The sequence below is a fragment of the Pantoea sp. UBA7232 genome (assembly GCF_002473195.1).
Classification (GTDB): Bacteria; Pseudomonadota; Gammaproteobacteria; order Enterobacterales; family Enterobacteriaceae; genus Pantoea; species Pantoea eucrina.
Genome location: NZ_DKTK01000011.1, coordinates 36,963 through 55,773, shown reverse-complemented (window position 1 = coordinate 55,773; position 18,811 = coordinate 36,963). Strand labels below are relative to the sequence as shown.

The 18,811-nt window shown below is 54.8% G+C and carries 20 protein-coding genes; 12 read left to right on the top strand and 8 right to left on the bottom strand.

The features are described 5' to 3' along the window. Window positions 1-15: 15 nt before the first annotated feature. Complete coding sequence (gene rfaD, locus B4056_RS11965; RefSeq protein ID WP_039381236.1) at window positions 16-948, bottom strand: ADP-glyceromanno-heptose 6-epimerase; 933 nt, start codon at window positions 946-948, stop codon at window positions 16-18. A gap of 230 nt (window positions 949-1,178) precedes the next feature. Between rfaD and B4056_RS11960 the strand changes: the two genes are divergently transcribed. Then, window positions 1,179-2,390 (top strand): glycine C-acetyltransferase, encoded by a 1,212-nt coding sequence (locus B4056_RS11960; RefSeq protein ID WP_039381234.1) that lies wholly within the window; start codon window positions 1,179-1,181, stop codon window positions 2,388-2,390. After that, complete coding sequence (tdh, locus tag B4056_RS11955) at window positions 2,387-3,415, top strand: L-threonine 3-dehydrogenase (protein ID WP_071668639.1); 1,029 nt, start codon at window positions 2,387-2,389, stop codon at window positions 3,413-3,415. The genes B4056_RS11960 and tdh overlap by 4 nt, the downstream gene beginning before the upstream one ends. A gap of 30 nt (window positions 3,416-3,445) precedes the next feature. Here the strand turns inward: tdh and B4056_RS11950 are convergent, their stop codons facing one another. The 4 genes from B4056_RS11950 to envC all read right to left on the bottom strand — a co-directional run bounded on the left by B4056_RS11950 (window position 3,446) and on the right by envC (window position 7,886). After that, on the bottom strand, window positions 3,446-4,357 hold the full coding sequence (locus B4056_RS11950; RefSeq protein ID WP_094111633.1) for a hypothetical protein: 912 nt from the start codon (window positions 4,355-4,357) through the stop codon (window positions 3,446-3,448). Continuing rightward, entirely contained in the window at window positions 4,350-5,579 is a 1,230-nt protein-coding gene (locus tag B4056_RS11945) for a glycosyltransferase (RefSeq protein ID WP_288654849.1), read from the bottom strand. Before B4056_RS11945 ends, B4056_RS11950 begins: the two co-directional genes overlap by 8 nt. 102 nt (window positions 5,580-5,681) lie before the next feature. Next, window positions 5,682-6,581 (bottom strand): divergent polysaccharide deacetylase family protein, encoded by a 900-nt coding sequence (locus B4056_RS11940; protein WP_071668660.1) that lies wholly within the window; start codon window positions 6,579-6,581, stop codon window positions 5,682-5,684. Window positions 6,582-6,584: 3 nt separating this feature from the next. Beyond that, complete coding sequence (gene envC, locus B4056_RS11935) at window positions 6,585-7,886, bottom strand: murein hydrolase activator EnvC (RefSeq protein ID WP_039381228.1); 1,302 nt, start codon at window positions 7,884-7,886, stop codon at window positions 6,585-6,587. A 249-nt stretch (window positions 7,887-8,135) separates the two neighbouring features. Between envC and B4056_RS11930 the strand changes: the two genes are divergently transcribed. From B4056_RS11930 to cysE, 5 genes are all read left to right on the top strand, one after another. After that, window positions 8,136-8,567 (top strand): rhodanese-like domain-containing protein, encoded by a 432-nt coding sequence (locus tag B4056_RS11930; RefSeq protein WP_039381227.1) that lies wholly within the window; start codon window positions 8,136-8,138, stop codon window positions 8,565-8,567. An 18-nt stretch (window positions 8,568-8,585) separates the two neighbouring features. Further along, window positions 8,586-8,840: a glutaredoxin 3 gene (grxC, locus tag B4056_RS11925; RefSeq protein WP_039381226.1), complete on the top strand. Its 255-nt coding sequence runs from the start codon at window positions 8,586-8,588 to the stop codon at window positions 8,838-8,840. A gap of 40 nt (window positions 8,841-8,880) precedes the next feature. After that, window positions 8,881-9,345 carry a protein-export chaperone SecB gene (gene secB, locus B4056_RS11920; RefSeq protein ID WP_039381225.1) on the top strand — a complete coding sequence of 155 codons (465 nt, stop codon included), beginning with the start codon at window positions 8,881-8,883 and terminating at the stop codon, window positions 9,343-9,345. After that, the gene (gene gpsA, locus B4056_RS11915; protein ID WP_039381224.1) at window positions 9,345-10,364 is read left to right on the top strand and encodes an NAD(P)H-dependent glycerol-3-phosphate dehydrogenase; all 1,020 of its coding nucleotides are present in this window, start codon (window positions 9,345-9,347) and stop codon (window positions 10,362-10,364) included. The genes secB and gpsA overlap by 1 nt, the downstream gene beginning before the upstream one ends. Before the next feature lie 65 nt (window positions 10,365-10,429). Continuing rightward, entirely contained in the window at window positions 10,430-11,245 is an 816-nt protein-coding gene (cysE, locus tag B4056_RS11910) for a serine O-acetyltransferase (protein WP_039381223.1), read from the top strand. Here the strand turns inward: cysE and trmL are convergent. The 3 genes from trmL to cpxR are packed head-to-tail and all read right to left on the bottom strand — an operon-like array spanning window position 11,242 to window position 13,825. Then, entirely contained in the window at window positions 11,242-11,715 is a 474-nt protein-coding gene (trmL, locus tag B4056_RS11905) for a tRNA (uridine(34)/cytosine(34)/5-carboxymethylaminomethyluridine(34)-2'-O)-methyltransferase TrmL (protein ID WP_039381222.1), read from the bottom strand. The two genes, cysE and trmL, sit on opposite strands and share 4 nt — an antisense overlap. A gap of 35 nt (window positions 11,716-11,750) precedes the next feature. Then, entirely contained in the window at window positions 11,751-13,127 is a 1,377-nt protein-coding gene (gene cpxA / locus B4056_RS11900) for an envelope stress sensor histidine kinase CpxA (RefSeq protein ID WP_039381221.1), read from the bottom strand. Further along, entirely contained in the window at window positions 13,124-13,825 is a 702-nt protein-coding gene (cpxR, locus tag B4056_RS11895; RefSeq protein WP_039381220.1) for an envelope stress response regulator transcription factor CpxR, read from the bottom strand. Before cpxR ends, cpxA begins: the two co-directional genes overlap by 4 nt. 150 nt (window positions 13,826-13,975) lie before the next feature. On the opposite strand from cpxR, the gene cpxP reads away from it, so the two are divergent. The 5 genes from cpxP (at window position 13,976) to B4056_RS11870 (ending at window position 18,768) form a co-directional block, all read left to right on the top strand. Beyond that, window positions 13,976-14,488, top strand: a complete 513-nt coding sequence (cpxP, locus tag B4056_RS11890) for a cell-envelope stress modulator CpxP (protein ID WP_039381219.1) — start codon at window positions 13,976-13,978, stop codon at window positions 14,486-14,488. Window positions 14,489-14,676: 188 nt separating this feature from the next. Beyond that, window positions 14,677-15,579: a CDF family cation-efflux transporter FieF gene (fieF, locus tag B4056_RS11885; protein ID WP_288654845.1), complete on the top strand. Its 903-nt coding sequence runs from the start codon at window positions 14,677-14,679 to the stop codon at window positions 15,577-15,579. A 207-nt stretch (window positions 15,580-15,786) separates the two neighbouring features. Next, on the top strand, window positions 15,787-16,749 hold the full coding sequence (pfkA, locus tag B4056_RS11880; protein WP_039381217.1) for a 6-phosphofructokinase: 963 nt from the start codon (window positions 15,787-15,789) through the stop codon (window positions 16,747-16,749). A 140-nt stretch (window positions 16,750-16,889) separates the two neighbouring features. Next, window positions 16,890-17,879: a sulfate ABC transporter substrate-binding protein gene (locus B4056_RS11875; RefSeq protein WP_039381216.1), complete on the top strand. Its 990-nt coding sequence runs from the start codon at window positions 16,890-16,892 to the stop codon at window positions 17,877-17,879. A 133-nt stretch (window positions 17,880-18,012) separates the two neighbouring features. Continuing rightward, complete coding sequence (locus B4056_RS11870; protein WP_094111631.1) at window positions 18,013-18,768, top strand: CDP-diacylglycerol diphosphatase; 756 nt, start codon at window positions 18,013-18,015, stop codon at window positions 18,766-18,768. Window positions 18,769-18,811: the final 43 nt, after the last annotated feature.

Here is an 18,811-nt window from a genome sequence, read left to right as displayed (position 1 = left end):
CTGATGCGGGTGTCCTTATGCGTTGCGATTCAGCCAGGCCATATACTCGCCCACGCCCTGTGCGACAGTTTTAAATGGCTTGTCATAGCCCGCCTCACGCAGTTTTGTCAGATCGGCCTGGGTAAATGCCTGATAGCGTCCTTTGAGTTTATCCGGGAAAGGAATGTACTCAATCTGGCCCTGCTGATGGAATTTAAGCACGGCATCAGCCACTTCCTGGAACGATTCCGCGCGTCCGGTGCCGCAGTTATAGATACCGGATACGCCGTTCTCCCAGCACCACAGGTTTACAGCCACAACATCATCTACATGGATAAAATCACGGCGGAAGCTGTCGCTGCCTTCAAACAGCTTAGGGTTCTCGCCGTTGCTGATTTGCGTATTCAGATGAAACGCCACGCTGGCCATACTGCCTTTGTGCCCTTCGCGCGGACCATACACATTGAAATAGCGGAAACCGCACACCGGCGAATCCGCTTCAGGCAGAATCTGACGCACGTAGTGATCGAACAGCATTTTTGAATAGCCGTAGACGTTCAGCGGCTCTTCATACTGACGTTCTTCGATAAAGTTCTCATTGCGGCCACCATAGGTCGCGGCAGAGGAGGCGTAGAGAAACGGGATCTCGCGCTCAAGGCAGAAATGCAGCAGATCTTTAGAGTACTGATAGTTGTTATCCATCATGTACTTGCCATCCCACTCGGTGGTGGCGGAACAGGCACCTTGATGGAATACCGCTTCAATCGGCCCCAGATCTTCGCCTGACATGATGTAAGAGAGAAACTCCTCTTTATCCATATAATCAGCGATATCCAGATCCGCCAGATTGACGAATTTGGTGCCATCTTTCAGGTTATCCACGACCAGAATGTCGCTATGACCGCGATCGTTAAGCGCTTTAACGATGTTGCTGCCAATCATGCCAGCGCCGCCGGTAACGATAATCATATGCTTAGCCTTTAATCAGTTAGGGTGAAACAGAAGGTTTCACGCACGAATACTCATCATCATAACATTTCAGCCCTGTCCGGACAGCCAGATGCGTGAGGCGTATCGCACAAACGCTGACTACGGCGTGAACTATGCTGCAAAACGAACATTTAACTGGCTGAAATATCGTCTGCCTGCTATTTGCTCAGTAAGATGCTCCGGTAATTTGCGATCTAAGGAGCAGAATCATGTCCAATCAGTTTTATTCGCAAATCCGTCAGCAGCTTGAGACAACGCGTCAGGACGGATTGTTCAAACAGGAACGTCGCATTACGTCAGCCCAGCAGGCGGAGATCAGCGTTGATCACGGCACGCCGGTCATTAACTTTTGTGCCAATAACTATCTCGGTCTGGCGAATCATCCGGCGCTGATTCAGGCAGCGAAAGAGGGTATGGATTCCCACGGCTTTGGTATGGCGTCGGTGCGCTTTATCTGCGGTACGCAGGATACGCATCAGCAGCTGGAGCGTAAGCTGGCTGACTTTCTTGGTATGGAAGCGTCTATTCTTTTCTCCTCCTGTTTTGACGCTAACGGCGGCCTGTTTGAGGCGCTGCTGGGTCCGGAGGATGCCATTATTTCCGATGCGCTGAATCACGCCTCCATCATTGATGGCATACGCCTGTGTAAGGCGCAGCGCTATCGCTACGCCAATAACGATATGCAGGCGCTGCGTACCTGTCTGCAGGAGGCGCGTGATAAAGGTGCCCGGCATATCGCGATCGCTACCGATGGCGTGTTCTCTATGGATGGCGTGATTGCCAATCTGCAGGGGATTTGCGACCTGGCGGAGGAGTTTGATGCGCTGGTCATCGTCGATGACTCTCATGCGGTGGGCGTTATCGGCGCAGCAGGGCGCGGCACGCATGAATACTGCGACGTGATGGATCGCGTTGATATCCTCACGGGAACGTTAGGTAAAGCGCTGGGCGGTGCCTCCGGCGGCTATGTAGCCGCGAAAAAAGAGGTCGTGGAGTGGCTGCGTCAGCGTGCTCGTCCCTATCTGTTTTCTAACTCGCTGGCTCCGGCAATTGTCGCGGCCTCGCTGCGGGTGCTGGATCTGCTGAGTGAGGGTGACGGTCTGCGCCAGCGGCTATGGGATAACGCGCGCTTCTTCCGGGAGAAGATGACCGCGGCAGGCTTCACGCTGGCCGGCGCCGATCACGCCATTATTCCGGTGATGCTGGGTGAGGCTAACGTGGCGCAGCAGTTTGCCACGCTGCTGCAGCAGGAAGGCATTTACGTCACCGGCTTTTTCTATCCGGTGGTGCCGCAGGGTCAGGCGCGCATCCGCACGCAGATGTCTGCCGCTCACACGCAGGCGCAGCTGGAACAGGCTATCGCCGCTTTTATCCGCGTCGGCCAGCGGCTGGGCGTGATTGCTGCAGGAGCAGAAAAATGAAAGCACTTGCCAAACTGAAAGCTGAAGAGGGGATCTGGATGGTGCAGGATGCACCGGTGCCGGAACCGGGTCATAACGATCTGCTGATTAAAATCCGTAAAACCGCTATTTGCGGTACGGATATCCACATCTACAACTGGGATGAGTGGTCGCGTAAAACCATTCCGGTCCCGATGATCACCGGACATGAGTATGTCGGTGAAGTGGTTAGCATGGGACAGGAGGTGAAAGGCTTCGCCATTGGCGATCGCGTTTCCGGAGAGGGGCATATTACCTGCGGCCACTGCCGTAACTGCCGGGCAGGGCGAACGCACCTGTGCCGCAATACGGTGGGCGTGGGGGTCAATCGCCAGGGCTGCTTCGCAGAGTATCTGGTTATCCCGGCATACAACGCGTTTAAAATTCCCGATAACATTTCTGACGAACTGGCAGCCATCTTCGATCCGTTCGGCAACGCCGTACATACCGCGCTGTCATTTGATCTGCCCGGTGAAGATGTCCTGATCTGCGGCGCCGGGCCAATTGGTATTATGGCTGCCGCCGTCTGCAGGCACGTAGGTGCCCGTCACGTTGTGATCACTGACGTGAATGAATACCGTCTGAGTCTGGCTCGCGAGATGGGCGTGACCCGTGCGGTTAACGTGGCGCAGGAAAATCTGCGCGACGTGATGCAGGATCTCGGTATGACCGAAGGATTTGATGTCGGACTGGAGATGTCAGGCGCACCGGCAGCTTTCCGCACGATGCTGGAAACCATGAACCACGGCGGACGCATTGCGCTGCTGGGCATTCCACCCGGCGATATGTCGATCGACTGGAATCTGGTCATCTTCAAAGGCCTGTTTATCAAAGGTATCTATGGCCGTGAGATGTTTGAAACCTGGTACAAGATGGCGGCGTTAATCCAGTCCGGACTGGATCTTACGCCGGTGATCACCCACCGCTATCACATCGACGCGTTTCAGCAGGGGTTCGATGACATGCGCTCCGGACGGTCAGGGAAAGTGGTGCTGAGCTGGGATTAAACGGACTCCGGCCCGCAGGCCGGAGTAGTATCAGCCGCGTTTTTTCTCTTCATCCGTCAGGTAGCGTACTTTGCGCGTATAGTCCTGACCTTTAAACTGCAGCGGCTGCGCCGGGTCCTGCAGATACTTCTGCCATTCGCTTAACGGAAAACCGCCGTGTGCGCCAATGACCTCAGGCGGAATGACCGCTGCCGTTCCGCCGATGCGCTTGGAGACCGGCCAGTTTGCCCACTCGCCCAGGTTAACCGTAACCAGATCGAGCATATCCAGCAGCGCAGAGAGCGGCAGCTGATCGGTGGGGGGCTGATTATCATTCATCAGCTCCCAGGTATCCTGAAACAGCGTCAGCCACAGCGGGCAGATACGCTTCCAGGTCTGACGCGTGGCGGCCAGATAAGCGCCGTTGACATGGTCAACCAGATAGGGCCGGATGGCGGGTTTATAGTAAGCCGGGATCTGCTCCTCAGCCGCGTTTTCAAGTTTGGCAATCATTCTGCCTTCTCTGAAGCTGGAGTAAAGATGGCCTTCACGCAGGCTGAGGGCAGGATCTTTAAGCAGGTTGAGGTCAGAGTCGATCATCAGAACCGCGTCACCGCTGGCCTGCAAAGGCGCCTGCAGTTTGATCAGCCGGCTGCGGTAAATCTGTTTATAACGGTAGCTCTCTTCACGGTGCGGAATGGTCAGCGTGGCAACGCGGGTCTTTGCCGGCAGCTCACCAAATTGTGTCGCGGGCTGGTCGCTGACGATAACAATCTCCGTGACGCTGGTGGCAAAACGGCTGGCAAAGCAGGCGCTGAGCAGCGCTTCTTCAATATAGTCCTCACCCGCACACGGGATCACCACGGAGGTGACAGGAGTCTTGCCCTGCACGCGACTCTGGCTGTAGGGAATATTGTGCCGCGCGCGAATATGGCGGAAACGTTTATTAAAAAAATTAAGCATGACTCTTTTCCTGAATAACATTAGCCAGAACCGTTTCTACGCCCTGAATATAGTTTTCAATAGCGTAATGTTCGCGTACCTTTCCGGCAGCCGTGTCGGTTAATTTCTGACGTAATTCTCTGTTCTTCCACAGAGCGATCAGCTGCTGTGTCAGCTCTGCAATATCACCATATTCAAACAGCAGACCGGTCTGGTTGTGTTCAATCAGCTCAGCTGTCCCGGTTACCCGCGATCCGATAACGGCAGTATTGACCAGCATCGCTTCAAGCACCACGCGGGGTAAGCCTTCACTTTGCGAGGCCAGTATGAACGTGTCGAACGCGGCCAGAAAATCCAGCGCATTATTTTTAAAACCGGTGAAAACGATGCGGTCAGCAATCTGCTCTTTTTCTGCCAGCTGTGCAAGGTTAGCCTGTTCCGGACCGGTACCGACAATCAGCATTTTCCAGTCAGCGTGAGGGTAAAGGCGGTGAAACCGGCCCAGTGCGCTCAGCGTATGGTGATTGGCTTTACGCGCTATCAGTGACCCAATAGAGCCAAACACAAAGGTTTCCGGGGCAATCTGCAGCGCCTGACGAACCGCGGTACGATCGGGTAACGGCTGGTGGATATCGATGGCATTGCTGACGGTATGACAGAGATGCTGATGGACACCATGACGCTGCAGCGTATGACTGACACCGTGCGAAACGCAGATAATCGCCTCACAGTCCCGGTTCAGCATCGCGACCAGCTGGCGATTCAGTACCGGGTCAATACGGCAGTGCTGAACCACCGGAATATTAAGCGGGCGGGCTGCCAGATAGCCTTCAGTGTTGGTACTGGGCTGATTATTCATATAAAGCAGGTCAAACTGCCCGGATTGCAGAAGCGCGCCAATCTTGTGCGCGTTCGGGATAATACGCCATCGGCGATCCACAAAATGAATCGCTTTTTTTCTGCTCTCTTTGCTGAAAAAAAGCAGCGTGCGGACTATTTCTTTGCTGATTTTTGCCCAGAGAGGTTGTCTGCGCTGCGGAATAAACGTCACCGGAATCGTTAACGATCCAAGAATTTGCTCAATGGTTTCGTTATTGCCGCGCGAATAATTATAATAAAAGCAGCAGGTAATATCGAACTGGTTACGATCGATCCGCTTCAGTAATTCCAGCATGCTATTCGTGCCGCCGCCCCACTCGCGACCATTATCAAGCAGTAGAATTTTTCGTTTATGCGGCGTCATTCCTGCTGATGTCCTTGTTCTGTGCCGTGAGTTTTCCGGCAAGAGTATAAACTTTCTGGCTGCAATGTGAATGTCAGCGGTGCGGTGGCCCACACCGCTGCTTTAAAACAGCGCTTTCAGTTTGAGCATGAAAGGGTTCTGCATCAGGCCTTCGCCGATAATTTCCACTGCCCGCTGCTGCGGCACTGGCGCGGCACTGACTTTACAGATGGCAGGCGCGCGGAAGCGCACGCTGGCGGGTTTAGCCGGAGAGGCTGCAGCAGGTTTTGCGCTGTGACGCAGCGGCTCATTCAGCAGCTGTCCTGGCGTAACCAGCGTAATATCAGCCGGAAGGGAAGGCAGCATCTGCTGCAGCACGCGCACTGTTGTCGGGTGCGGATGGCCGATAGCGATAGCAAACCCGTCCCGCTGTGCCAGCTTAACCGCCCGGGTAAACTGCTGTCGTACCATCGCTTCATTTTGATTATCATCAAGAAACACGCGGCGTTTCACGACTTTGACCTGCGTGCCCTGCGCCGCTGCAACGGCCTGACTATTGCCGATGGTCATGCTGTCGAGAAAATAGTAGTTGTAGTGATTCAGCACCTGCATCACTTTCTGCATGCCGGGCAGGCTGGAGGTCATTTTACTGCCCATATGATTGTTCAGGCCAACCGCGTAGGGAACTTTACCGCTGGCTTCACGGATAATACGGGCGATTTCGTCGCTGCTCATCTCCGGCGTCAGGGTATCTTTTTCCAGCGGCTGTTTGCTGAGCGGCGCCATCGGCAGGTGAATCAATACTTCATGACCGCGCTGATGGGCTTTGGTTGCCATCTCACGCGCATGCGGGGCGTTGGGCAGTACGGCAACAGAGATGGCTGCCGGCATCGCCAGCACTTTGTTCTCTTCGGTGGGACGGTAGCCAAAATCATCAATGACAATCGCTAATTTTGCCGCCTGCACGCTGAAACTCAGAAGCGAGCCGCATAGCAGAGCGGGTAACGTTCGGGATAAAAACAGCACTTATCTTCCTAACCACGGTAGTGGGTTAACAGCTTTGCCCTGACGGCGGATCTCAAAATAGAGCGACGGCGTACCGCGGCCGCCACTGGTGCCTACCAGCGCCACCGGCTGACCAGCTTTGACCTGTGCACCGACGCTTACCAGTGCGCTCTGGTTATAGCCGTACAGGCTCATATCGCCTTTACCGTGCTCCAGTACCACAACCAGCCCGTAGCCCTGCAGCCAGTCGGCCATCAGTACCCGTCCATCCGCAATCGCTTTCACTTCGGTGCCTTCCGGTGCGTCGATTACCAGTCCTTTCCAGCGTAGCTCACCCTGCATCGCCTCACCGAAGCGGTGTTCAATTCTGCCGCGTACCGGCCAGAAAGCCTGGCCGCCTGCGCGCCCCAGTCCGCCGGTACGCGCCATCAGCTCACGCTCGCTCTGCGTGGGGGCATAGCTGGAGCCTTTCGCTTTGGCCTGCGCCTGACGCTGGCGCACCTTCTCGGCTTCACGCGCCTCGCGCTCGGCCCGCTGACGCGCTTCGCGCTCTGCTTTGGCAATTTTATCCTGCAGACGGCTTTCGTTCTGACGCATTTCAACCAGGTCTGCCTGATCTTTTTCCAGCGCGTTCTCCAGCGCGGAGAGGGTCTTTTTGCGGGCGGCGCTGGCGTTTTCCAGTTTGCTTTGCTGCGCCTGCTGCTGAACGAGCAGATTTTTTTGCTGCTGCTGTTTGCTCTGCATGGTCAGACGCTGCTCAGCCAGCTGCTGCCGGGTCTGCCGCAGCTCATCGATATTTTTTTGCCGCGCGGCGTTGAGGTAACCAAAATAGGCCAGGATGCGTTCACTGCGCTGCGCTTCTGCGCCGCCCAGCAGCAGCTGTACACCATTATGCTGCCCCTGGCGAAAAGCGGCGTCGAGCTGCTGCGCCAGCAGGCTTTCCTGCTGCGTCTGCTGCTTTTCAAGGCGGGAGATAGAGGCGGTAAGCTGAGCAACCTCTTTGTCGAGCGTGCTTAAGCTATTGCGCGTTTCGCGTAGCTGACGGCTCGCCTGGGCAATAATCTTCTCCTGACTTCGGAGCTGATCGAGCAGTTTACTGCGCTCGACTTTCTGAGCTTTAACGCTCTTCTCTTTTTCCGCGATACTTTGCTGAATGGTTTTTAGCTGCGCTTTATTGTCGTCAGCGCTGTAACCGGTAACAGGCAGCAAAAAAATACCCGCACACAGCAGGCTGAGGGAGAGGGGGGACCAGCGGAATACCAGCTGAGAAGCCGGGCCGTTGTAATGAGTCCTTGTAGGTGTAATGCGCGCTTTTCCCTTCATAGTTGATAATTATTCCACGATGAACAGCCGCTTACCAGTTATCCCGGCCAGCTTTTAGATTACGAAACGTGTCGCTTTAAAGCTTAGCGCGATAAACATTGTCTGAATTTTGCGATTAAAACATTTTTTTTGGAAAATGACGCACAAATCGTATCTCTGCCCGCATCGCGACTGTACATGCGAAGTGGCGCAGGTATACTCAGAACCCTTGTTTTAGCTTATAAGCCCGGTCTGGAGTCGTTACCTCTCATGCAAGAAATCATGCAGTTTGCAAGCAATCACCCCATCCTTAGTCTGGCATGGGTCGTTTTACTTATTCTGGTGATTGTGACCACCGTTAAAGGGATGTTCTCTAAGGTAAAAACCATCAGCCGTGGCGAAGCGACCCATCTGATTAATAAAGAGAACGCGGTGGTAGTAGACGTGCGTTCACGCGACGATTATCGCAAGGGACATATTTCCGGCGCGGTTAACGTAGCAGCAGCAGATATTAAAAAAGGCAGCTTCGGCGAGCTGGAAAAGCACAAGTCGCAGCCCATAATTGTGGTATGTGCCACCGGTCAGAGCGCGGGCGATTCAGCAGCAACGCTGAGCGCAGCAGGCTTTGAACATGTCGCTGTCCTGAAAGATGGCGTCAGCGGCTGGAGTGGCGAAAACCTGCCGCTGGTTCGCGGTAAATAATCATCTGAGGTATTCCGCATGGCTAATGTTGAGATTTACACCAAAGTAACCTGCCCATACTGCCATCGTGCAAAGGCGTTACTGGATCAGAAAGGCGTTTCTTATCAGGAGATCCCTATTGATGGGGACGCAATGAAACGTGAAGAGATGATCCGGCGCAGTGGCCGCACCACGGTGCCGCAGGTTTTTATCGACGCTCAGCACATCGGTGGTTGTGACGATCTCTACGCGCTGGACGGGCGTCAGGGACTCGATCCTCTGCTTCAGGCTTAACTCTTCTGCACTGATAATTATCACTTAAGGACTTAGTAACATGTCAGAACAAAGCACCAACGAAATGCAGTTCCAGATCCAGCGCGTTTATACCAAAGATGTCTCTTTTGAAGCGCCAAACGCACCACAGGTTTTTCAGAAAGAGTGGGAGCCGGAAGTCAAACTGGATCTGGATACCGCCTCTTCTCAGCTGGCTGATGAAGTGTATGAAGTGGTGCTGCGCGTGACGGTAACCGCAACCGTAGGCGAAGAGACCGCATTCCTGTGCGAAGTACAGCAGGCGGGTATCTTTACCATCAGCGGTATTGATGGCACGCAGATGGCGCACTGCCTTGGCGCATACTGCCCGAACATTCTGTTCCCTTACGCACGTGAGTGCGTGACCAGCCTGGTTTCACGCGGTACGTTCCCGCAGCTCAATCTGGCTCCGGTTAACTTCGATGCGCTGTTCATGAACTACCTGCAGCAGCAAGGTGAAGGCGAAGCGCCACGTCAGGATGCCTGATGACAACAGATAACGCGTCTATCAGCGTACTCGGTGCCGGCTCGTACGGCACCGCTCTCGCTATCACGCTGGCTCGCAACGGGCATCCGGTTCTGCTCTGGGGCCACAATCCGCAAAGCGTCGCCCGCCTGCAGGCTGACCGCTGTAACACCGCTTTCCTGCCCGATGTTCCTTTTCCCGATAATCTGATCCCTGAAGCCGATCTCGCCCAGGTGGTTCGCGCGAGCCGCGATCTGCTGGTGGTAGTACCGAGCCATGTTTTTGGCGACGTGCTGCAGCAGATTAAACCTTACCTGCGTATCGATTCCCGTGTTGTCTGGGCTACCAAAGGCCTGGAAAAAGAGACCGGCCGTCTGCTGCAGGACGTTGCGCGGGAGATCCTGGGCGACGCTATTCCGCTGGCGGTAATTTCCGGGCCTACTTTTGCCAAAGAGCTGGCCGCCGGTTTACCTACCGCTATCGCACTTGCGGCGACCGATGCGGAGTTTGCTGACGATCTGCAGCAGAAGCTGCACTGCGGCAAAAGCTTCCGCGTTTATAACAACGCCGATTTTACCGGTGTTCAGCTGGGCGGGGCCGTTAAAAACGTTATTGCTATCGGTGCCGGCATCTCAGACGGTATCGGCTTCGGCGCTAACGCACGTACCGCACTGATCACCCGTGGCCTGGCAGAGATGAGCCGTCTGGGCGCGGCGCTGGGTGCCGATCCGGTAACGTTTATGGGCATGGCAGGACTGGGCGATCTGGTGCTGACCTGCACCGATAACCAGTCACGCAATCGCCGTTTTGGCATGATGCTGGGTCAGGGCGAGAGCGTTGAAGAGGCGCAACGCATTATCGGACAAGTTGTAGAAGGCTACAGAAATACCAAAGAAGTCAAAGCCCTGGCAGCGAGAATGGGCGTTGAAATGCCGATAACCGAGCAGATTTATCAGGTACTGTATTGCGAAAAAACGGCGCGAGAGGCAGCATTAAGCTTACTGGGTCGTGCAAGGAAGGACGAAAACAGCCCGGGCTAGAGCAGGATGCTCAGCACACCAACCTGTAGCGCCTCTGCGGCGCTTTTTTATGGGAGTAAACAGCAATGTCGTCTGAAGAGTTAGAACTGGTCTGGAACCATATCAAAGCAGAAGCCAGAGCGCTGGCAGATTGCGAACCGATGCTGGCCAGCTTTTATCACGCGACTTTGCTGAAACATGAAAATCTCGGCAGCGCGCTCAGCTACATGCTGGCGAACAAGCTGGCGAATCCGATTATGCCTGCTATCGCTGTGCGTGAAATTGTTGAAGAAGCGTATCGTCAGGATCCGGAGATGATTGTCTCAGCGGCCTATGATATTCAGGCCGTACGCCAGCGCGATCCGGCAGTAGACAAATACTCTACGCCGCTGCTCTACCTGAAAGGCTTCCATGCGCTGCAGGCCTATCGTATTGGCCACTGGCTGTGGAAAGAGGGTCGCCGCGCGCTGGCTGTCTATCTGCAAAATGAGATCTCCGTTTCCTTCGCCGTTGATATTCACCCGGCGGCCCGTATCGGACGCGGGATCATGCTGGATCACGCTACGGGTATTGTGATCGGCGAAACGGCCGTAGTAGAAAATGATGTCTCTATCCTGCAATCCGTTACGCTGGGCGGGACCGGCAAAACCAGCGGCGATCGCCATCCTAAAATTCGCGAAGGCGTTATGATTGGTGCCGGCGCTAAAATCCTCGGCAACATAGACGTAGGTCGCGGAGCAAAAATCGGTGCCGGCTCGGTGGTACTGCAGCCTGTTCCCCCGCATACCACCGCCGCTGGCGTTCCGGCGCGCATTGTGGGCAAACCCGCCAGCGATAAACCCTCAATGGATATGGATCAGCATTTTACCGGCGCCGGTTTTGAATATGGTGACGGGATTTAATCTCTGATCAGCGCGCCGGCGAAATCGAGCTGGCGCCACGCTTCATACACCACCACTGATACGGCATTGGAGAGATTCATGCTGCGGCTTTCGGCGCGCATCGGGATGCGTATCTTCTGTCCGGCAGGCAGGGCGTCAAGGATTTCCGCGGGCAGGCCCCGGCTTTCCGGGCCAAACAGCAGGTAGTCCCCGGCCTGATAGCTGACGGCGCTGTGTGCTGGCGTACCTTTCGTGGTCAGGGCAAACAGACGCTGCGGCGCCTCAGACGCGAGGAAAGCGCTGTAGCTGGCGTGTTTTTTCAGCGCGGTATATTCATGATAATCAAGTCCGGCGCGGCGCAGCCGTTTGTCATCCCACGCAAAGCCAAGCGGCTCAATCAGATGCAGCTGAAAGCCGGTGTTAGCGCACAGGCGGATGATATTACCGGTGTTGGGTGGTATTTCAGGTTCGAATAAAACAATGTTCAGCATAAGGCCCCCGCAATCAGGGGCCGAAGCATAACAAATTACTGGCGGGCAGAGTATAGCGGGAGCCAGAGCGTCAGGCGCAGCCCGCCCAGCGGGCTGTTATCTGCTTTGACCCAGCCGCGGTGCTGCTGTACGGCCGTCTCCACAATCGCCAGCCCAAGCCCGGTGCCGCCAGACTCGCGATCGCGCGCTTCATCAGTGCGATAAAACGGGCGGAAAATCTGCTCGCGATCTTCTTCGCTGACGCCCGGACCGTCATCATCCACGTGAACGGTAATGCCCTGAATATCCACCGAGAAGCTCACGCTGATATGTGAATCAGAATAGCGCAGCGCATTGCGCACGATGTTCTCCAGAGCGCTCTCCAGCGCATGCGGGTTGCCATACAGCGGCCACGGGCCAGGCGGATAGGGCACTTCCATGGTTTTACCCATCTGTTCCGCTTCAAAGCGCGCATCCTCCAGCACGCCGTTCCATAGCTGGTTTGCTTTCATCGCCTCGCTGACCAGGGCGTTTTTATGCTGGGTACGTGACAGCACCAGCAGATCGTTGATCATGCCATCCAGCCGCTGCGCTTCGGTCTCAATGCGCTGCAGCTCTTTCCCTTCGCCATGACGACGACGCAGCAGAGCCGTAGCCAGCTGGAGGCGCGTCAGCGGAGTGCGCAGCTCATGGCTGATGTCGGACAACAGGCGCTGCTGGGCAGTCATCATGCGCTCAAGCGCGCTGACCATCTGATTAAAACTGGATCCGGCCGCCAGAAACTCCTGCGGACCTGACTCCAGTTCAGGATGCTGACGCAGATTGCCGCTGGCCACTTCATCCGCCGCGTATTTCAGCTTGCGCGCCGGTCGAGCCAGGCTCCATGCCAGCCAGAGCAGCAGCGGAGAGCTAATCAGCATCGTGACAATCAGCAGCAGCAGCGGCCGGTCGAATAACAGGTTGATAAAATCGAGCTGAGAACTGGTGGCTGGTCGGATCAGATAGAGCTGATAGTTATCTTCACCGTCGCGTACGGCAAAGGGACCAACCATCTCAACGCGGCCATATTTTTTCTTCTGCGGGTGATCGGCGTTATCTGACTGACCGATAAAGTTGCGGATCACCTGCATTTCATTGTGCTGTGCGCCGATGACCCGGCCTTCACTGGTGACCAGCAGCAGGCGCTGACCCGGCGGCGCCCATTTGTCGATAGCGCGAAACAGCCGGCGCCACCACATCAGGTCATTAGGCGGATCCTGAGAGAGTTCCGCTTCCACATGCTGTTCAATCATGGTGCCCTGCCGCTGTTCGCTTTCCATCAGAGCGGTCATCTGACGCGAATCGAGCTTGGGCACCATCAGGACCAGCATCAACACCAGCGCCAGCGTAAGCCAGAAGATGGCGAAGATGCGGGTCGTCAGACTGCCTATCATGATGCAGAAACCATCAGATAGCCGCGTCCGCGCAGCGTTTTGAACCATGGATGGCCATCACGACGCTCAGGGAGTTTGCGGCGCAGGTTGGAGATATGCATATCGATGGCACGGTCAAAGGGCGTCAGGCGTTTGCCAAGCACTTCCTGACTGAGATGCTCGCGCGATACCACCTGGCCAAGATGCTGCGCCAGCAGGTAAAGCAGCGTGAACTCGGTGCCGGTGAGATCGAGCGTTTCGTTATCGAAGCTCGCCTCCTGGCGCCCCGGATTCAGACGCAGGCAGTCGACTTCAAGCGTCGGCGAACTGGTATCGTGCTGCTGTTGCTGCTGCTCGCTCCAGTTTGAACGACGCAGGATCGCACGAATACGCGCCACCAGTTCACGGTCGTTGAACGGTTTAGGCAGGTAGTCATCCGCCCCCAGCTCCAGCCCCAGAACGCGATCCAGTTCGCTGCCGCGCGCGGTCAGCATAATGACCGGCGTCTGATGCTGCTGACGCAGCTCTTTCAACGTATCGATACCGTTTTTCTTCGGCATCATGACATCCAGCAGCAGCAGGTCAACAGAGCTGTCCAGCAGAGTAAGTGCCTGCTCTCCATCGCTGGCTACAATGACTTCAAACCCTTCCATTTCGAGTAATTCTTTAAGCAGCGAAGTTAATTCGCGGTCGTCATCTACCAACAGGATTTTATTCATTTTTTATTGCCCTCCGCAGGCAAAATACCGTGTTCCCACACTGGCAATCCAACGCTTTACGTAGTTTTACACCCCCTGACGGTTGTTTGCAGCTGCCGCCGTAAACTGGGTCTCGTTGAATCGCAAAACAGAGCAAACCGGGAGTAAACGATGCGCAACTTAACCGTCATCGTCATTGCTTCAGCGATGGTTCTTAGTCACGCCAGCGCAGTTGCAGCAGAGACGACAGCGATTGAAGAGATGCATCAAAACGGCGGCTTGACGACAGGCAGTATGACGCAAAATCCGCAAAGTCACATGTTCGATGGTATTGAGCTTACCGAACAGCAGCGGCAGCAAATGCGGGACCTGATGCAGCAAGCACGTCATGAGCGCCCGGTGTTAAGCGTTCAGGATATTGAAACTATGCATGACCTTGTCACTGCAGACAAATTTAATGAATCGGCGATCCGCCAGCTGGCTGAAAAACAGGCCCGCGCGCAGGTTGACCTGCAGGTTGAGATGGCCCGGGTTCGTAATCAGATGTATCACCTGCTGACGCCTGTGCAGCAGGCAGCGTTAAAAAAGAATCATGAACGCCGGCTGAATGATGTTCGTCGGTTCTCAGGATTGCAGTCGTCGTCATCGCTGCAAGCAGTGAGTAGCACCAGTAGTAACCAGTAACATAGTATCCCTGTTTTTCCTTGCCATAGACACCATCCCTGTCTTCCCCCGCCATGATGGCGGGGTTTTTTTTGCCCGCCGTATGCCGTTGCCGGTGAATAGCGCATCGCAGACGCAGCTCTGCCGGACTGATGATAAACTTGTTTTCAGTTAAGGCGGGCACGCGCATCTGTTTAATAGGGCGAAACATGGATTCTGAGTACGCAACACTGGTCCGGCGCGCTGCGCTGGCCGCTACCTCAATGGCGCTGGCGCTGCTGCTGGTCAAGATTTTTGCCTGGTGGTACACCGGATCGGTCAGCGTGCTGGCGGCACTGGTGGATTCGCTGGTCGACATCGCCGCCTCGCTGACCAATCTGCTGGTAGTACGTTATGCGCTACAGCCCGCCGACGATGATCACACTTTCGGCCATGGCAAAGCAGAATCGCTGGCGGCGCTGGCGCAGAGCATGTTTATCTCCGGCTCCGCGCTCTTTCTGTTTCTGACCGGCATTCAGCACCTGGCAAAACCGGAAACGCTGCGCGCGCCGCTGGTCGGCGTTGTCGTAACCATTGTTGCCCTCTTTTCCACGCTGGCGCTGGTGGCTTTCCAGCGCTGGGTTGTACGGCGCACCCGCAGTCAGGCGATTCGCGCCGATATGCTGCACTATCAGTCGGATATCGTTATGAATGGCGCGATTCTGGTGGCGCTGGGTCTGAGCAGCTACGGTTTTGCGCGTGCTGATGCGCTGTTTGCGCTGGGGATCGGCGTCTATATCCTCTATAACGCGCTGCGTATGGGATATGAAGCCGTGCAGGCGCTGCTGGATCGCGCGCTGCCGGAGCAGGAGAAGCAGCAGATTATTGCACTGGTGACACAGTGGCCTGGCGTATGCGGCGCGCATGCATTGCGTACCAGGCAGTCAGGGCCGACGCGGTTTATTCAGCTGCATCTGGAAATGGAAGATGCGCTGCCGCTGGTTCAGGCGCATCACGTTGCTGATGAGATTGAACAGGCGCTGCGCCGGAAATTTCCAGGTTCTGACATTATTATTCACCAGGATCCCTGCTCGGTCGTCCCGGAACATCAGCAGGGCTTTTTCCGCTTTTAGCTTTTTTAATTCAGGCGCTTATATGTTAAAAATGACAAAACGCTAACAACTCTTTAAAAAATTAGCGAAAACTTGTCTGACCTGAATCAATTCAGCATTGAGCCTTTGATATACTATCTGCAACTATTAAGCCCCACGTTCGGGAGCAGGCATGACCCGGTCGATCGGCGGGAATAATCCTTAGTTTTGAACAATCCAGAGGTTGTCATGATCAAAAAAATCGGAGTACTGACCAGTGGCGGCGACGCCCCGGGCATGAACGCAGCCATTCGCGGAGTTGTCCGTTCCGCCCTGAGTGAAGGCCTGGAAGTTTTTGGTATCTATGACGGCTATCTGGGTCTGTATGAAGATCGCATGATCAATCTCGACCGCTACAGCGTTTCTGACATGATTAACCGCGGCGGCACTTTTCTTGGCTCGGCGCGCTTTCCTGAGTTCCGTAATGAAGAGGTACGCCAGGCAGCGATCGAAAACATGAAAAAGCGGGGTATTGACGCGCTGGTGGTGATTGGCGGTGACGGCTCCTACATGGGCGCCAAACGACTGACTGAGATGGGGTTCCCCTGCATCGGTCTGCCAGGCACTATCGATAACGACGTGGCCGGCACTGACTACACCATCGGGTATTTCACCGCGCTGGAAACGGTGGTGGAAGCGATTGACCGCCTGCGCGATACCTCCTCTTCGCATCAGCGTATCTCAATTGTGGAAGTGATGGGCCGCTACTGTGGCGATCTGACGCTGGCAGCGGCGATTGCCGGCGGCTGTGAATTTATTGTGCTGCCGGAAATCCCGTATACCCGTGAAGAGCTGGTTGAAGAGATTAAGGCGGGCATTGCAAAAGGGAAAAAGCACGCCATTGTGGCGATTACCGAGCACATCTGCGATATCGACGATCTGGCGCGCTTCATCGAAGAAGAGACAAAGCGTGAAACCCGCGCAACCGTGCTCGGACATATCCAGCGCGGCGGCGCGCCCTGTGCTTACGACCGCATTCTGGCGTCGCGTATGGGCGCTTACTCGATTGAGCTGCTGCTGCAGGGCTATGGCGGCCGCTGTGTCGGGATCCAGAATGAGAAGATGGTGCACCACGATATCATCGACGCGATTGAGAACATGAAGCGTCCGTTCAAGCGCGACTGGCTCGATACGGCGAAAAAGCTCTACTGATCTGCATGCAGGCGCGATCCCGTTCGCGCCTTTTCCTCTTTTTTATATTCCTGCAAGTTATAACTGCTTATTTTTAATTCTTTAATCCACTGTTCGCTTTGTGTCACTCTTGCGGCATAACCTACGCGGGAGAGCAGGAAATGAATAAGTGGAGTATCGGCATCACCTTGTTACTGGCATCGTCTGGTGCGCTGGCAAAGGATTATCAGCTGTTAAACGTCTCATACGATCCGACCCGCGAACTGTACGAACAATATAACAAGGCCTTCAGCGCCCATTACAAGCAGGAAACCGGTGATAACGTGGTGATCCGTCAGTCGCACGGCGGTTCCGGCAAGCAGGCGACCTCCGTCATCAATGGTATTCGTGCCGATGTGGTTACGCTGGCGCTGCAGTCCGATGTGGATGCGATTGCTGAGCGCGGCCGTATCGACAAAAACTGGATCAAACGCCTGCCGGATAACTCTGCGCCCTATACCTCCACCATTGTGTTTCTGGTACGTAAAGGCAATCCCAAAAATATTCATGACTGGTCAGATCTGACTAAGCCTGGCGTATCCGTGATCACGCCAAATCCGAAAACTTCCGGCGGTGCCCGCTGGAACTATCTGGCGGCATGGGGCTGGGCGCTTGATCAGAATCAGGGCGACCAGGCTAAAGCGCTCGCTTATGTGAAAGCGCTGTTTAAAAATGTTGAGGTGCAGGATTCCGGTGCGCGCGGCGCAACCAATACGTTTGTAGAGCGCGGAATAGGCGACGTACTGATCGCCTGGGAAAACGAAGCGTATCTGGCGGTGGAAAAACTGGGTAAAGATAAGTTTGAAATCGTGACGCCAGGCGAGTCTATTCTTGCAGAGCCAACGGTTTCTGTAGTGGATAAAGTGGTCGACGCGCAGGGTACACGCAGCGTGGCGGAAGCTTACCTGAAATATCTCTACTCGCCGGAAGGCCAGACTATCGCGGCGCAGAACTTCTATCGTCCGCGTGATGCAGAGGTCGCGAAGAAGTTCGCCAGTACCTTTGCACCAGTAAAACTCTTCACCGTAGATGAGAAATTTGGCGGCTGGAGTAAAGCGCAGAAAGATCACTTCGCCGATGGTGGCAGCTACGATCAGGTTATGAAGCCCTGATTACCCACTATGAGCGATAAAAAAGGTCAGCTTTTAGCTGACCTTTTTTTGTATAAAAATCGATATATGATAGTCATCACGCTGTGTAACTGATTAAAATAAGACCATTTAATCAGTGGCTAAGGGATTGATTATGAAAGAAAGGAATCGGTTTTTATCAGGCCTGGTGTGGAGTCTGGTTATCATTATTGTCATGCTGAGCATAGCCATTTTTTATTATTACCGAAATGGCGAGGCGCTGTGGCGGATTGTAAGCGAACAGTGCGTGCCCGCTATGGCGCAACACAGCAAACCAGCCCCTTGCAAAGAAGTTAATCTCCGGCAGGGTCATGTTATCTACAAAGATATTAAAGGCCCGCATCATTATCTGTTGATGCCCATCGAAAAAATATCTGGTATGGAAAGTCCGGTGTTGCTGGACCCGGACACGCCCAACTTTTTCGCGGCTGCCTGGCAGCATCGCGATCTGCTGGTTCAGGGCAGTCAGCCAGTCAGCGATAGCGCATTTTCTCTGGCGATCAATGCGCAGTATGGACGCTCTCAAAATCAGCTGCATATCCATCTCTCCTGTCTGCGTCCGGAGGTGCGTCAGCAGCTCGATAGTCAGGCATCTCACCTGCATGACGCGTGGCAGCCTGTGACAATAAACCGGCATCGCTATCTGGTTCGCGCAATCTCTGAAGCACACTTGTTCAATCAAAGTGCGTTTATCCGTCTGGCGAAAGAAGTGGCAGGGGCGCGCGAAAAAATGGGGCACTATGGGATGGCATTGACAGCATTACCGGATGGCCGATTAGCGTTGCTGGCGCTGGAGCGTAACTGGCTGATGCTGAATGGTGGATCGGCAGGCGAACTCCAGGATTATCAGTGTCAGCTGCTCAATAAGTAAATGTACAAAAAAGGCGGCCGTAAGGCCGCCCTGAAACAGGTTA